Origin of the sequence: Pseudomonas siliginis (assembly GCF_019145195.1) — a bacterium.
Classification (GTDB): domain Bacteria; phylum Pseudomonadota; class Gammaproteobacteria; order Pseudomonadales; family Pseudomonadaceae; genus Aquipseudomonas; species Aquipseudomonas siliginis.
The window spans coordinates 69,337-82,290 of sequence record NZ_JAHSTW010000003.1; the positions used below are offsets into that span (position 1 = coordinate 69,337).

The following is a 12,954-nucleotide window of genomic DNA, read 5'->3' on the forward strand; positions in this document are numbered from 1 at the left end:
CTGATAAATGTTGGGGCGTTTAATTGATCGTTCCCATGCTCTGCGTGGGAACGATCAACAAAAAAATGCCGCTCAACGAGCGGCATTTTCATTGGCACAACAAACAGCTATTTACGCAGGTCAAACCGATCCAGATTCATCACCTTCGTCCATGCCTTGACGAAATCGCTAACGAACTGCGCCTTCGCGTCGGAACTGGCATACACCTCGGCCAAGGCGCGCAATTGCGCATTCGAGCCGAACACCAGATCCACCCGAGTCGCCGTCCACTTTGGCGCCCCGGTCTTGCGGTCACGGCCTTCAAACTCATCGGCATCCCGTGACGTTGGGGTCCACTCAACTCCCATGTCCAGCAGGTGGGTGAAGAAGTCGTTGCTCAGCGTTTCGGTTTTATCGGTGAACACGCCATGCCGCGTCTGGCCAACATTGGTGTTCAATACCCGCAAACCACCCAGCAGCACGGTCATTTCCGGTGCCGTGAGAGTCAGCAATTGCGCCTTGTCGATCAGCAAGGTTTCTGCCGCAACCGTGTATTTGCCTTTGCTGTAATTGCGGAAACCATCGGCGATCGGTTCGAGGAAGCCGAACGATTCGACATCGGTCTGCTCCTGCGAAGCATCGACGCGGCCCGGTGAAAACGGCACCGACACTGAATGCCCGGCGTTCTGCGCGGCTTTTTCCACCCCGGCATTACCGGCCAGGACGATCAGGTCCGCCAACGAGATCTTCTTGCCATTGGCAGCAGAACCGTTGAATTCGTTCTGAATGCTTTCCAGCGTGCTCAGCACTTTGTCCAGTTGTTCGGGCTGGTTGGCCTGCCAGAACTTCTGCGGGGCCAGACGCAAGCGTCCGCCGTTGGCGCCACCGCGCTTGTCCGAACCGCGGAAGGTCGATGCTGCAGCCCACGCGGTCGAAACCAGTTGCGACACTGACAACCCTGAAGCCAGCACCTTGTTTTTCAGCGCCGTGGCGTCGCTGTCATCGATCAGCGGGTGCGTCACGTCGGGCAGCGGGTCTTGCCAGAGCAACTCCTCTTGCGGCATTTCCGGGCCGAGGTAGCGAGAGAGCGGACCCATGTCGCGATGGATCAGCTTGTACCAGGCGCGGGCGAATGCGTCGGCGAGCTGATCGGGATTGGCCAGGAAACGCCGGGAAATCTGCTCGTATGCAGGATCGAAGCGCAACGCCAGGTCGGAGGTGAGCATGGTCGGCGAGAGCTTCTTGTTCGGATCGTGAGCGTGGGGAACGGTGCCTGCACCGGCGCCGTTTTTTGGTTGCCACTGATGGGCGCCCGCCGGGCTTTTGGTCAGCTCCCACTCGAAGCCGAACAGGTTTTCCAGATAGTTGTTGCTCCACTGCGTTGGCGTGGTGGTCCAGGTCACTTCCAGACCACTGGTAATGGTGTCGGCGCCTTTACCGGTGCCGAAGGCGTTTTTCCAGCCCAGACCCTGTTGCTCAAGGCCAGCCGCTTCCGGCTCTGGGCCGACATTGTCGGCCGGGCCGGCGCCGTGGGTCTTGCCGAACGCGTGGCCGCCGGCGATCAGCGCCACGGTTTCTTCGTCGTTCATGGCCATGCGGCCGAAGGTTTCGCGAATATCCTTGGCCGAGGCCACCGGGTCCGGATTGCCTTCAGGGCCTTCAGGGTTGACGTAGATCAGGCCCATTTGCACGGCGGCGAGGGGATTTTCCAGATTGCGTTCGCCCTGATCGGTGCGGCTTTCTTCACGGCCATGCAAATCGGGCTCAGCCACCAGCGTGCCGTCACCGGGCTTTTGCACCGGGCCATTGCTCTTGCCGTAACGGTTGTCGCCGCCCAGCCACTCGGTTTCCGAACCCCAGTACACGTCTTCATCCGGTTCCCAGACATCGGCGCGGCCCCCGGAAAAACCGAAGGTCTTGAAGCCCATGGACTCCAGCGCGACGTTGCCGGTGAGCACGATCAGGTCGGCCCAGGAAATGTTGCGCCCGTATTTCTGCTTGATCGGCCACAGCAGGCGGCGGGCCTTGTCGAGGCTGACGTTGTCCGGCCAGCTGTTGAGCGGGGCGAAGCGTTGCTGACCGGAGCCGGCGCCGCCACGGCCATCGGCGGTGCGATAGGTCCCGGCGCTGTGCCAGGCCATGCGCACGAACAACGGGCCGTAATGGCCGAAATCGGCCGGCCACCAATCCTGGGAGTCAGTCATCAGCGCTCTGATGTCCTGTTTCAGCGCCTGAAAATCGAGGCTTTTGAAGGCTTTGGCGTAGTCGAAGTCCTGGCCCAGCGGATCGGACTTGGGGGAATGCTGGCTGAGGATTTTGAGGTTGAGTTGATTCGGCCACCAGTCACGGTTCGTCGTACCGCCGCCGGCGGCGTGGTTGAACGGGCATTTCGATTCGTTTGCCATGTTCGTATCCCTATCAGGTCTGCGGCCGGCTCGTGCCGACTTCGGACTGGTAAGGCTAGACCCGAGTTGGCAAGTCGGCTAATAGCCGCAGTCTTGGCGGGCGATAGGCAGGCTCTTTTGCTAGCGCGATATCGTGATGCAAAAGCGGCGTTATTTCGAAGCGATCTTAAAAACTGTCAGCTTTGACAGTGGTTGATACCACGCAATCCCAATACGTTGGAGTCAACGCAACGTCACCTTTACCTCAAGGGAATATCGACATGTCTCAGGACAGAACAAGTGACCTTATGAACAAACGAAATGCTACCGGTAGCTTTGTCGCGTTTCTCGATGACGATAAATTTCTGGAGAGCAAGTTATGTGTTTATGCAGAGACCGAGAAGGAATTTATCATCATCGGAACTGAAGATTTTATAAACACGGTCGATTTGTCTGTGCCGAATTCGTTGGAGGGAGATGGGCCTCACACAGTGACTTTTCCAACCATGGGACGGTATTGGAAGGTTGTGATCAATCATTTTGACCAACCCATTATTGAGGGTGAACTCATCGTCACCTTTGCCAATTTTCGCAAAACCGTAACAGGCACTTTTGCTCTGGATCTGGGAAAAGCCGGGAAAGTGACAGGCAATTTCGATCTTACACTCGATACCCCAAGGCAAAGTGACAGGCGAGCGCAGCCTTTATAAATAAAGACGTCAACTCGATTGCGCGGTGTCGTCCTCGGGCACGTCATCAAGAATGTCATCCTGCCCAGGCAGTTCAGTGATCACGCTGAAGTCCGAGACCTCGACCGCGCCATTGCCATAGCCCAGCAAATGAAACGAGAAGGCTTTGCGCGGCTGCGGGTTTTCAAAGCTGAAATCCATCTCCAGCGGCTGATCCGCCGTGGCGACCATTTCTGCTGGCAGGCCCAGTTGCACGTCCTGTTCAAATTCCTTGGCCTTGAGCTGAATGTACGCCGCCTGCTGCGGATCGACCGAGCGCACGGTCAGGCGCACGCGGGTGTGCGAGCCTTTGGGCATTTCCAGGTATTGCGCGCCGATCAGGTTGTCGGCCCAGTCATCCTTGATCTGCGCTTGCAGAGGGATGATGTTGTTGCTGCCGAACTGGTAGCGATGATTGAGCGGTGTGCGCAGCAAGGACAGGTCCAGCGCATCGGCGCGCGCGGCGATCTGCCGGGCCGGATGGCCGCTGTAGGTGCCTTTGTAAGTGGCGCTTTCGGCGATGAAGCCGGTGCTTTGGTAATAGCGGCAGCGGCGCGGCAGGTCGCATTCGGAGAAGATGCCCTGACCGTTGTGGTAACGCAGTTTGCCGTTGGTGAACGACATGATCTCGCGCCCGGAATCGTAGTCGCGAAACAGCGACCGCCCGCTCAGCGCAGACGGCACCGGCAGGTCGAAATAGTCGAGGATCGAGGTGCTCAGATCGACGTGGCCGTAGACCCCGGCATTCAGGCGCGGCAGTTGCGCTTGCTCCGGTGCCAGCGTCAGGTTGAAACCCCACGAGGAGGCCAGCCGCACGCCGTCGATACCGTGGGATTCATCCGAGGTGATCACCACCAACGTGTCCTTGAGAATGCCTTGGCGCTCCAGCCCTGAAAGAAACTGATCCAGCGCATCGTCGAGATAACCCACAGCAGCCTGCTTCGGCGTTTCATAACGCTGCAGATAATCCTCCGGTGCGGAGTAGGGCTGGTGGGTGCCGACCGTCAGCAGCGTCAACATCCACGGCTGCTTTTGCTTTTTCAACTGGCCGACATAATCCAGCGCACCTTCGAAAAACGCTTTGTCATCCTTGCCCCAGGGGAACTCCAGATAGTTGCTGTTGCTGAACCATTCCAGGCCATGGGTCGCATCGAAACCGATGTGCGGCATGATCTTGTCTTTGGCCATGAAGCGCAGGCCGGCGCCCTGCAAGTAATGAGTGCTGAAACCGTGTTCGCGCAGCTGCGCCGGCAGGCAGGCCTGATTGCGCTCGTTGAGCGTGAGCATTTCCACGCCTTTGGGCGTGCCGTTGTTGAGCTTGTCGTAGTCACCGCACAGCATGGCGTAGAGGCCGCGAATGGTCTGATGGGTGTGCAGCACGTAATCCGGTGTGTTCATGCCGCGCTCGGCCCAGCGGCTGAGGTTGGGCATCAGGTCTTCCTGATAGTGTCTGCCGATCGCCTCGCGGTTGGCGCGGATGTAGGCGCCGGGAATGCCTTCCAAAGCGATGATCAATACGTTGCGCGCCTGCCCCGGCGCGGCCAGCAGCTTCTGGCCATTGAGATCGACGTCGGTGAGCCCGGCCATCGCCGGTGTCGGTTCTTCGACGTCGCCGTCCAGCCATTCCTCGGCCTGGATCTGCAGGTCGGCGACTTCACTGGCGAGCAATTGATGCGGCAGGTTGTACAGGCGCCAGGCGTCGCCGTCATTCGGCCACAGGTTTTGCGCGCCCCAGTGGGCGGCGAGCAACACGATCGGCGCGGCCCAGGCAGCGCGCGGCAATGCCGGACGAGCCAGGCTGCGCCCCATAAATTGGGCCAGCAGCCAGAAAACCAAAGTACCCAGCAAAGCAATGGCCAGGGCAGGGTGCGCAAGTCCGCCGCCAGTGGAATTCTCGACGAACTGCGGGTCGATCAGATAGTGAATATCCGAAGGCCTCGGCAGGCGGCCGACGGCGCTGACCAATTCTGCCGTGGCGATCGCCAGCAGCGCCCAGAACACCAGCACCGGCAAGGCCAGCCACCACGTACGGCGATGCAGCGCTACCACCAGCAGACTACCCACGGCCAGATCCGACAAAAAGCCCAGCGGTGTCGACCAGCCCAACGCTGCACGCAGGCACACCGGCACGATCATTACCAAAACGATTAGAGAAAGAAGACGGGCATTCGGCCGCCGCAGCCAGTTGAAAAGAGCGCTCACAAAAAAGGCCTGCTTGTCATCAAAGGGTCAAAAAAGTGTGGGTGATGATATCAAGGGCAGGAAGGCTGATCGGCTTTTTAAAACCTGCGGCCGGCGATCCCCGAAACGGCGCGTGCCCATAGCGGGCGTGGGTTGTGGGACGCAGTGCCATTTTCCCGAGGGGCAGTTTTTTGTTTCAGACTGTTGTAGGTCCATCCACTGCTCCTGAATTCCAGCAGCAGACGTCAAATCGCTCAGTGCTATCGATATGCGATAAAGATATTTAATTTCAATTTTTTATAGCTATAAAGTCAGGCCTTTCAGCCCATCCCCATGCTGCGAGGTTGTCATGGCCACACCGTTCAAACGTTCTGCGCTGACTCTGTTGGCCGCTACTCTGGCAGCGGGTGCGCTGTTCAGCAGTGGCGCCCAGGCCGAGGGCAAAATCAGCATCGCCCAGCAATTCGGCATCGGTTACCTGATTCTCGACGTCGTGCGAGATCAAAAGTTGATCGAGAAACACGGTAAGGCTCAAGGCCTGGAGATCAAGGTCGACTGGAACAGCATTTCCGGCGCCACGGCCATGAACGAGGCGCTGCTCACCGGTGCGCTGGACGTTGTCTCGGCCGGTGTGCCGCCGATGCTCACCGTGTGGGATCGCACCAAGGGCAAACAGAACGTCAAAGCCATCGCCGCGCTGGGCTCGATGCCCAATTACCTGCTGACCAACAACCCGAATATCAAAACCCTCAAGGACTTCAGCGACAAGGATCGCATCGCCGTGCCAGCCGCAGGCGTAGGCTTCCAGTCGCGCACCCTGCAGATCGAAACCGCCAGGGAATTCGGTGACGACCAGTTCAAGAAATTCGACAACATCTCAGTCAGCCTGCCGCACCCGGACGCCACCGCCGCGCTGATTGCCGGCGGCTCGGAAATCAACTCGCATTTCTCCAGCCCACCGTTCCAGTATCAGGCTCTGCAAAACCCCAACGTGCACAAAGTGCTGAGTTCCTACGACATCCTCGGCGGCCCGGCGACGTTCAACGTGCTCTACACCACGGAAAAATTCCACGACGAAAACCCGAAAACCTACAAGGCGTTCTACGACGCACTGGCCGAAGCCGAGCAGATCATCAAAGCCGACAAGCCCGCAGCCGCCCAGGCCTACATCCGCGCAGAGCAATCGAAACTGCCGCTGGCACTGGTCGAGCAAATCGTCAAAGACCCGGAGATCGACTTCACCGTCGTACCGCAACGCACGTTCATCTATGCCGAGAAATTGCAGGAACTGGGTGTGTTGAAAAACAAGGCGGCGAGCTGGAAGGATTACTTCTTTGAAGAAGCGCATGGTGGTGCGGGGAGTTGAGGGAATGGGCATCAGCCGGAACTACTGTAGGAGTGAGCTTGCTCGCGAAAGCGGAGTTTCAGCCACAGATGAGTTGACTGACCTGACGCCTTCGCGAGCAAGCTCGCTACCACAGGTTTAGCGGCGTAAACCCTCTTCCGGGCAAAAAAACGGGGCGGCCCGATCATCGATCAGGCCGCCCCGTTTATGTGTCGGGCGAACAGTCTTTCTCTCAGCGATCAATGCATCTTGCTGTGATCGTGGCCGCCCATGTTGGTCAGCGCGCGAACCGGTGCTTTGACCTCAATGATTTCTTTCTCGCCCTTAGCGTTTTCCACTGTCAGGGTCAGCGGCACGCTGTCGCCTTCCTTCAACTGACCGCTCAGGCCCATCAGCATGACGTGGTAGCCGTTCGGATTGAAGCTGACGGCTTTGCCGGCCGGCAGCTCAACTGATTTCACCGGGCCCATGGTCATGACGTCGTTCTTCATGCTCATTTCATGAATCTGCACGTCCTTGGCCATTGGCGAGGCAACGCTGAGCAGCTTGCTGTCGGTGTCGGCAGTGACGGTCATGAACGCGCCGCTGGCGGACTGGGTCGGCACGGTGGCACGGACCCAGGCGTCGTCGACTTTGGTCTGCGCCGACACCTGGAAGGCCAGGCCGAGCAGGGACAGTGCACATACGGTGCGTTTGAGGTGATTCAGAACGGGATGCATCAGCAGACCTCCATAACAGTAAGCAAATCTTCCGTGCACTCTTGGGCTGTCAGCGAAGTGGACAGGCCCAGGCGCAACTCACCACGCGAGTCGTAGACGTAGCTGGTGGACGTATGGGAGATGGTGTAGGTGTCGCCGGCCGGGACTTTCTCGTAGAACACGTCGAATTCCTTGGCGGTGGCCTTGGTTTCCTCAAGCGTGCCGTACAGCGCGACGAAGCTCGGGTCGAAGGCTTTGACGTAGGCGTCGAGGATCTGCGGCGTGTCGCGTTCCGGGTCGAGGGTGATGAACACCACTTGCAAACGGTCGCCGTCGCGGCCCATCAGTTTTTTGATCTGTGCGGCGCGGGCCAAGGTAGTGGGACAAACGGCCGGGCACTGGGTGAAGCCGAAGAAGATCATCGGCATCATCCCGCGAAAGCTCGACAGCGACATGGTTTCGCCTTCGGGGTTCTTCAGCTTGAAGGTGCGTCCGAGGATCTTGTCGCTCAGATCCTTGCCGTACTTGTACGACAGTTGGCCACGGGTATCGCAACCGGCGAGCAGGCCGAGCCCGAGCACGCCCATTCCCGCAAGTACCTTGCGGCGAGTCAACAAAGCCGTCATCTAATACCGCCTTTTGCAGCCCGCCAGTCGGCAGGACTGGCGAGGGGTTAACCGTAAAAGCGCCGCATGATAGCAAACTGAGGCTGATCGCCGGCTGCCGATCGCCGCGCGGTGCCGGATCGGACGACAAAAGGTGTAAGAAGAAATGACGAATAAGCCATGCGTTCGCCGCGACCAAACTTGATTTAAATAGTATGACGATTGGAGGCGAGCACAGAAACACGTACTCTTGCCGCTGCGCTGCAAAGACCAAAACAACAACAGGAGTCTGTAATGCAACCGATTCGTCTCGGCCTGGTGGGCTACGGCAAGATCGCCCAGGATCAACACGTCCCCGCCATCCTCGCCAACCCGGCATTCCAGTTGGTGGCGGTCGCCACCCAGGGCAAATCTTGCGCCGGGGTGGAAAACTTCCAGTCGCTGGGCGAACTGCTCGAGAACGGTCCGACCGTCGATGCGATTGCGTTCTGCACGCCGCCGCAGGGGCGCTTCGCACTGGTGCAACAGGCGTTGGCGGCCGGCAAGCACGTGCTGGTGGAAAAGCCGCCGTGTGCGACATTGGGCGAGGCCATGGCCTTGGTCGATCAAGTCGCCGGGCAAGGCGTCAGCGCTCTGTTCGCCTGGCACTCGCGCTATGCGCCGGGCATCGCCGCCGCCCGTGACTGGTTGGCCAGCCGCACCCTGCAAAGCGTTCGGATCGACTGGAAGGAAGACGTACGCAAGTGGCATCCGGGTCAAGCGTGGATCTGGCAACCGGGCGGCCTCGGCGTCTTCGATCCGGGCATCAACGCTTTGTCGATCATCACCCACCTGCTGACGCTGCCGCTGTTTGTCGAAGCCGCCGAACTGCGCGTGCCGAGCAACTGCCAGTCGCCGATTGCCGCCTCGATCAAAATGTCCGATGCGCGTCGGCTCGACGTGCGCGCCGAGTTCGACTTCGACCATGGCCACGACGAACTGTGGAGCATCGAAATCCGCTGCGCCGAGGGCGTTCTGCGCCTGGACAACGGCGGCGCCGTGCTGAGTATCGACGGCGTGCGCCAAAGTGTGTCGGAGGAGGGCGAGTACGCAGCGGTCTACCGCCACTTCCAGCAATTGATCAGCGACAAGGCCAGCGACCTGGATCTGCAGCCGTTGCGCCTGGTGGCGGACAGTTTCTTTGTCGGTAGTCGGGCGTTGGTTGAGCCGTTTTACGATTGAGTGAATTTCAGTTTGAGTCGTCAGGGCGCGTAAGCAGGTCTGCGTCGCGCAGACCGCAAGGTCAAGAGACGCTGGCGCTGGCTGCCAGACAAATAAAGCCTGCTTTAACAGCAGGCCTCTTTAGTCACTTTATTGGCTGCGTTCTGTAGCTTTTATACAGCTGCTGAATGTCGGGATTGTTGAGATTCGCGTAGATGATTCCTTCCTTGTCCAAACCGTCCAACCCTTTGATATCGCCAATCACTCCGGGCCATTCCTCACGGCTTGAGATGTCTACGATGTGAGGCTTCAGATAATCGTCCAGGTGGCCTCTGGAAGGATCGCGGATCTCGTCGCTGAGCGCCCGTAAATACGCATCTTTGTTGGTCTTCGACCAATCGATGGCAAACTTGGCCCGGTAGCACAGTTCCATGTGAACAAGCAGGATGGTCCGCCCATTACCATCCAGAAACGGATGAGCGAAAGCCAATTGGCCCATCACCTCGCCAGGGCGCTCGTGGAAGCGTTTTTTGTTTGCAGCCAGCTCCAGCGCATATTCGACGGATCTTTTGATCAGCTCAGGTCGCTCGAAAGGTGTGTGATGCGGATCGTCTTTTGATCCTTTGAAAACAGCGAGGTGGGGAACCAGCTCATTCCTGTCTTTGCCTGACCATGGGTAGAAACCGGCAAACAGGATTTCATGAGTTCTGAGTACCGCTTGATAGTCGATGGATCTTTTTTTTGCCAGATGAGCAAGGGCGTCTTCGATACTGGCTTCGAAAGAGAGATGTTCCGATTCCTTTACTTCAGCCGGGTCTTTCAGCTTGAGCGAGTTGCGAAGGTAGCCTTCAGTTTCGAAATCGCCGAAGGGGTCGAACGTCATGCGCTGAGCTGCTTCTTCGAATGCCTTTTTTCCTGAAGGTAACGTCCTTGTAAGGCCATGATTTCAGACTTGTTCAAGACACCCTTTCGCTTCAGGTTGACCAGCAGTTGCTCAACACTGTCCAGTTCAACGGCATCACCGGCCAGCCGCGTTATCGTCACCGCCATGCGACTCAGGCCGTCACGCTCGGCGCCTACCCTGTGTTTTTCCGCGAGCTTGCGAACTTCGCTCGCGACGCTGTCAGTGGCTGATTCGCTCATTGTTAACCCCTCGTTTTCTCTGTCGGAGCATAGCATGGCGTCGTTCTGGCGGATTAACCGTCGAGCATTTCAACGTTTGCCATTGTCCGGTTTGAGTGGACGGTGAAACGCTTTTCAGCCGATTTATCCCTTTGCTGTGCGTCAGTAATCTGTACCCAACTTGAACGCAACAACAAAACTTCAAACTTGAAAAGGGACGCACACCATGACCACTCCAACCTACAACCGCCTGAACAAAGACGACGCTATCGTGCTGCTGGTTGACCACCAGACCGGTCTGATCTCGCTGGTGCAGGACTTCTCGCCGAACGAGTTCAAGAACAACGTGCTGGCGCTGGCGGATCTGGCCAAGTTTTTCGACCTGCCGACGATCCTCACCACCAGCTTCGAGCAAGGCCCGAACGGCCCGCTGGTGCCGGAGCTGAAAGAAATGTTCCCGGACGCGCCGTACATCGCTCGTCCAGGCCAGATCAACGCCTGGGACAACGAAGACTTCGTCAAGGCAATCAAGGCCACCGGGCGCAAGCAGATCATCATTGCCGGCGTCGTGACGGATGTGTGTGTAGCGTTCCCGACCCTGTCGGCGCTGGCGGAAGGTTTTGATGTGTTCGTGGTCACCGATGCGTCCGGCACCTTCAACACCACCGTGCAGCAAGCCGCGTGGAGCCGCATGACTCAGGCCGGCGCACAGATGATGAATTGGTTCTCTGTAGCATGTGAGCTGCACCGCGACTGGCGCAACGACATTGAAGGCCTGGGTAACCTGCTGTCGCAGCGCATTCCCAACTACCGCAACCTGATGAACAGCTACTCGGCGCTGACGCAGCAGAAGTAATCCTCCCATCCAAAGCGAAAGCCTGCCTCGAAAGCAGGCTTTTGCGTTTTCTACAGAACGCCGTTCGTCCATTGTCGGGCACTTGTCACGCAAGGGCATTTCACACGTTCAGGTACCTATCGCTGAATACCTCGGAGAACGACATGGACATTGATGAAAACGCACCGGGCAACCAGTCGCAACAAGCCGTGACGCGCACCACCGACAACGAGACCGGGCACGATCCCAAGCGCGAAAACCCCGAGGTGCCTTTGCCGCCGGACGATGAGGCGCCTGTCGAGGAAGACATGTCAGATGTGGATGCGGCCAACTCGGTGTCAACCGAACATCCGCCGTCACGCTGAGTGAGCGATTTAATCGATGCCTCCCACTCTGGAATTAGAGTGAGAGGCTCTCCCGCGCACCCTGATGCAGTTCAGTCACCGACATCGTGAAAACCAGTATCGCCCGGCCAGGGTTGGCATAACCATGCGCCACATCCGTCCGCGCTACCGCCGAACACCCAGGCCCGACAATCAGCTCGGCATCGCCAACCGTCAAATGCAACGTGCCTTTCTCGACGTGAAACAACTCGGTGGTGCCGTTCGGGTGACCGGCTGAAGCAAACGACTCACCGGGAAACAACTCCCAGCGCCACAACTCGAGCATGTTCGGGCCGCTGGTGCCGGCCAGCAATCGTGCCGAACCGCCCAGTTCACCGGTCCATAGCGTAGGGATGTCCTGACTGTCGATCAGGTGCGCTGCCGGGGTCGCGGCGACATTGACGAAGTCCGCCACGGACAAGCCCAGCGCTGCGGCGATCTTGCACAGCGTCGCGATGCTGGGGTTGGCCGAGCCTTTCTCGATCTCGACCACCATGCCTTTGCTCACGCCCGAGCGTCGGGACAGTTCGTCGAGCGTGATGCTCTGTTGTTTGCGCGCGTGTTTGAGCGTGCGGGAAACCGCTGCGCTTACAGTCTGAACGTCGGCGCCGGCCTCGGTCGATATATTGACTTTCTTGGTCATTGATCGCTAGCATCGTTTGAAATGCGGGTATGAGGGGGATTCTGGGATGCTGTCTGTCGTGCCGTCAATCGATCCGGCTGTTGCGCAACTGGCGCCGGGCTTCAGAGCGCTGAGCATTGTTGTGCAAGCGGCGCCGATTCTTGACGCTGAGGTGTCAGGTGTTGCGCTGGCCAGAGCCTGCCAGGCCGTCGCCGCTGGTGGCCCGCAGTGGGCGCCTGCGCATTTGCAGGCCTGGGCCGACGTGTTCCGCCAGTTCGGCGCCAAGCCGCAGCGCACGCCTTGCTCGGCCGAAGCACTGCGCAGACGCGTATTGCGCGACGGCAACTTGCCGAGCATCGATCCGGTGGTTGATCTGTACAACGCCATCAGCCTCGAGTACGCGATTCCGGTCGGCGGCGAGAATGCGCAAGCCTACATAGGCTCACCGCGTCTGGTCGTCGCCGATGGCAGCGAACCGTTCGACACGATGAAAGAAGGCCAGCCCGCGCACGAATTCCCGGACGCTGGCGAAGTGGTCTGGCGCGATGACCAAGGCGTGACCTGCCGGCGCTGGAACTGGCGCCAAGGCGTGCGAACCCGCCTTGATGCGCAGGCGCAGCACATGTGGTTCATCCTCGAAAGCCTGCCGGCGATGCCGCTGGAAGCGCTGACCGAGGCCGGCGACAAGCTCATCGAAGGCCTGCAGCAAATGATGCCCGGCGCCGAGATCGAAAGCATGTTGATCGGGCCAGGAGCGCGTTAGGTTAGATATGAGTGCCAGCCCATTTCGTCAGCGGCACCGCGATTGCCTGTGAGAGCGAGCCTGCTCGCGAAGGCGGCGGTACATTCAACATCATGTTCGCCTGACCCAG

General features: G+C 58.9%; 13 protein-coding genes. 6 read left to right on the forward strand and 7 right to left on the reverse strand.

Going from position 1 to position 12,954, the window contains the following annotated elements:
- Positions 1-107: 107 nt before the first annotated feature.
- Entirely contained in the window at positions 108-2,384 is a 2,277-nt protein-coding gene (gene katG / locus KVG87_RS07690) for a catalase/peroxidase HPI (RefSeq protein ID WP_217850017.1), read from the reverse strand.
- Between the two features lie 260 nt (positions 2,385-2,644).
- On the opposite strand from katG, the gene KVG87_RS07695 reads away from it, so the two are divergent.
- Complete coding sequence (locus KVG87_RS07695; RefSeq protein ID WP_076567570.1) at positions 2,645-3,073, forward strand: hypothetical protein; 429 nt, start codon at positions 2,645-2,647, stop codon at positions 3,071-3,073.
- A gap of 9 nt (positions 3,074-3,082) precedes the next feature.
- On the opposite strand, the gene KVG87_RS07700 is transcribed toward KVG87_RS07695, so the two are convergent.
- Positions 3,083-5,293 carry an LTA synthase family protein gene (locus KVG87_RS07700; protein WP_217850019.1) on the reverse strand — a complete coding sequence of 737 codons (2,211 nt, stop codon included), beginning with the start codon at positions 5,291-5,293 and terminating at the stop codon, positions 3,083-3,085.
- 328 nt (positions 5,294-5,621) lie between these two features.
- On the opposite strand from KVG87_RS07700, the gene KVG87_RS07705 reads away from it, so the two are divergent.
- Positions 5,622-6,638 carry an ABC transporter substrate-binding protein gene (locus KVG87_RS07705; RefSeq protein ID WP_217850020.1) on the forward strand — a complete coding sequence of 339 codons (1,017 nt, stop codon included), beginning with the start codon at positions 5,622-5,624 and terminating at the stop codon, positions 6,636-6,638.
- A gap of 218 nt (positions 6,639-6,856) precedes the next feature.
- Here the strand turns inward: KVG87_RS07705 and KVG87_RS07710 are convergent, their stop codons facing one another.
- Both KVG87_RS07710 and KVG87_RS07715 read right to left on the reverse strand, forming a co-directional pair.
- Positions 6,857-7,336 (reverse strand): copper chaperone PCu(A)C, encoded by a 480-nt coding sequence (locus KVG87_RS07710; RefSeq protein ID WP_217850021.1) that lies wholly within the window; start codon positions 7,334-7,336, stop codon positions 6,857-6,859.
- Positions 7,336-7,941 (reverse strand): SCO family protein, encoded by a 606-nt coding sequence (locus KVG87_RS07715; RefSeq protein ID WP_016774221.1) that lies wholly within the window; start codon positions 7,939-7,941, stop codon positions 7,336-7,338. The genes KVG87_RS07710 and KVG87_RS07715 overlap by 1 nt, the downstream gene beginning before the upstream one ends.
- A 273-nt stretch (positions 7,942-8,214) precedes the next feature.
- On the opposite strand from KVG87_RS07715, the gene KVG87_RS07720 reads away from it, so the two are divergent.
- A complete protein-coding gene (locus KVG87_RS07720; protein ID WP_217850022.1) occupies positions 8,215-9,141 on the forward strand; it encodes a Gfo/Idh/MocA family protein in 927 nt (308 codons plus the stop codon).
- A 124-nt stretch (positions 9,142-9,265) separates the two neighbouring features.
- On the opposite strand, the gene KVG87_RS07725 is transcribed toward KVG87_RS07720, so the two are convergent.
- On the reverse strand, positions 9,266-10,003 hold the full coding sequence (locus KVG87_RS07725; protein ID WP_217850023.1) for a Fic/DOC family protein: 738 nt from the start codon (positions 10,001-10,003) through the stop codon (positions 9,266-9,268).
- Positions 10,000-10,263, reverse strand: coding sequence for a hypothetical protein (locus tag KVG87_RS07730; protein WP_217850025.1), 264 nt, complete (start codon positions 10,261-10,263; stop codon positions 10,000-10,002). Before KVG87_RS07730 ends, KVG87_RS07725 begins: the two co-directional genes overlap by 4 nt.
- A 205-nt stretch (positions 10,264-10,468) precedes the next feature.
- Between KVG87_RS07730 and ycaC the strand changes: the two genes are divergently transcribed.
- Together ycaC and KVG87_RS07740 are read left to right on the forward strand one after the other, a co-directional pair.
- On the forward strand, positions 10,469-11,098 hold the full coding sequence (ycaC, locus tag KVG87_RS07735; protein WP_016774235.1) for an isochorismate family cysteine hydrolase YcaC: 630 nt from the start codon (positions 10,469-10,471) through the stop codon (positions 11,096-11,098).
- 143 nt (positions 11,099-11,241) lie between these two features.
- Positions 11,242-11,442, forward strand: coding sequence for a hypothetical protein (locus KVG87_RS07740; protein WP_016774226.1), 201 nt, complete (start codon positions 11,242-11,244; stop codon positions 11,440-11,442).
- A 34-nt stretch (positions 11,443-11,476) separates the two neighbouring features.
- Here the strand turns inward: KVG87_RS07740 and KVG87_RS07745 are convergent, their stop codons facing one another.
- Positions 11,477-12,103: a helix-turn-helix domain-containing protein gene (locus KVG87_RS07745; protein WP_217850027.1), complete on the reverse strand. Its 627-nt coding sequence runs from the start codon at positions 12,101-12,103 to the stop codon at positions 11,477-11,479.
- Positions 12,104-12,149: 46 nt separating this feature from the next.
- On the opposite strand from KVG87_RS07745, the gene KVG87_RS07750 reads away from it, so the two are divergent.
- Positions 12,150-12,845 (forward strand): B3/B4 domain-containing protein, encoded by a 696-nt coding sequence (locus KVG87_RS07750; protein WP_217850029.1) that lies wholly within the window; start codon positions 12,150-12,152, stop codon positions 12,843-12,845.
- Positions 12,846-12,954 lie beyond the last annotated feature (109 nt).

What these genes read in the sequence shown, in the direction of transcription:
- ycaC (WP_016774235.1), top strand. Translation starts at nt 10,469, where the DNA reads ATGACCACTCCAACCTACAACCGCCTGAACAAAGACGACGCTATCGTG.
- KVG87_RS07745 (WP_217850027.1), bottom strand. Translation starts at nt 12,103, where the DNA reads ATGACCAAGAAAGTCAATATATCGACCGAGGCCGGCGCCGACGTTCAG.
- KVG87_RS07720 (WP_217850022.1), top strand. Translation starts at nt 8,215, where the DNA reads ATGCAACCGATTCGTCTCGGCCTGGTGGGCTACGGCAAGATCGCCCAG.
- KVG87_RS07740 (WP_016774226.1), top strand. Translation starts at nt 11,242, where the DNA reads ATGGACATTGATGAAAACGCACCGGGCAACCAGTCGCAACAAGCCGTG.
- KVG87_RS07750 (WP_217850029.1), top strand. Translation starts at nt 12,150, where the DNA reads ATGCTGTCTGTCGTGCCGTCAATCGATCCGGCTGTTGCGCAACTGGCG.
- KVG87_RS07715 (WP_016774221.1), bottom strand. Translation starts at nt 7,941, where the DNA reads ATGACGGCTTTGTTGACTCGCCGCAAGGTACTTGCGGGAATGGGCGTG.
- katG (WP_217850017.1), bottom strand. Translation starts at nt 2,384, where the DNA reads ATGGCAAACGAATCGAAATGCCCGTTCAACCACGCCGCCGGCGGCGGT.
- KVG87_RS07725 (WP_217850023.1), bottom strand. Translation starts at nt 10,003, where the DNA reads ATGACGTTCGACCCCTTCGGCGATTTCGAAACTGAAGGCTACCTTCGC.
- KVG87_RS07710 (WP_217850021.1), bottom strand. Translation starts at nt 7,336, where the DNA reads ATGCATCCCGTTCTGAATCACCTCAAACGCACCGTATGTGCACTGTCC.
- KVG87_RS07695 (WP_076567570.1), top strand. Translation starts at nt 2,645, where the DNA reads ATGTCTCAGGACAGAACAAGTGACCTTATGAACAAACGAAATGCTACC.
- KVG87_RS07730 (WP_217850025.1), bottom strand. Translation starts at nt 10,263, where the DNA reads ATGAGCGAATCAGCCACTGACAGCGTCGCGAGCGAAGTTCGCAAGCTC.
- KVG87_RS07705 (WP_217850020.1), top strand. Translation starts at nt 5,622, where the DNA reads ATGGCCACACCGTTCAAACGTTCTGCGCTGACTCTGTTGGCCGCTACT.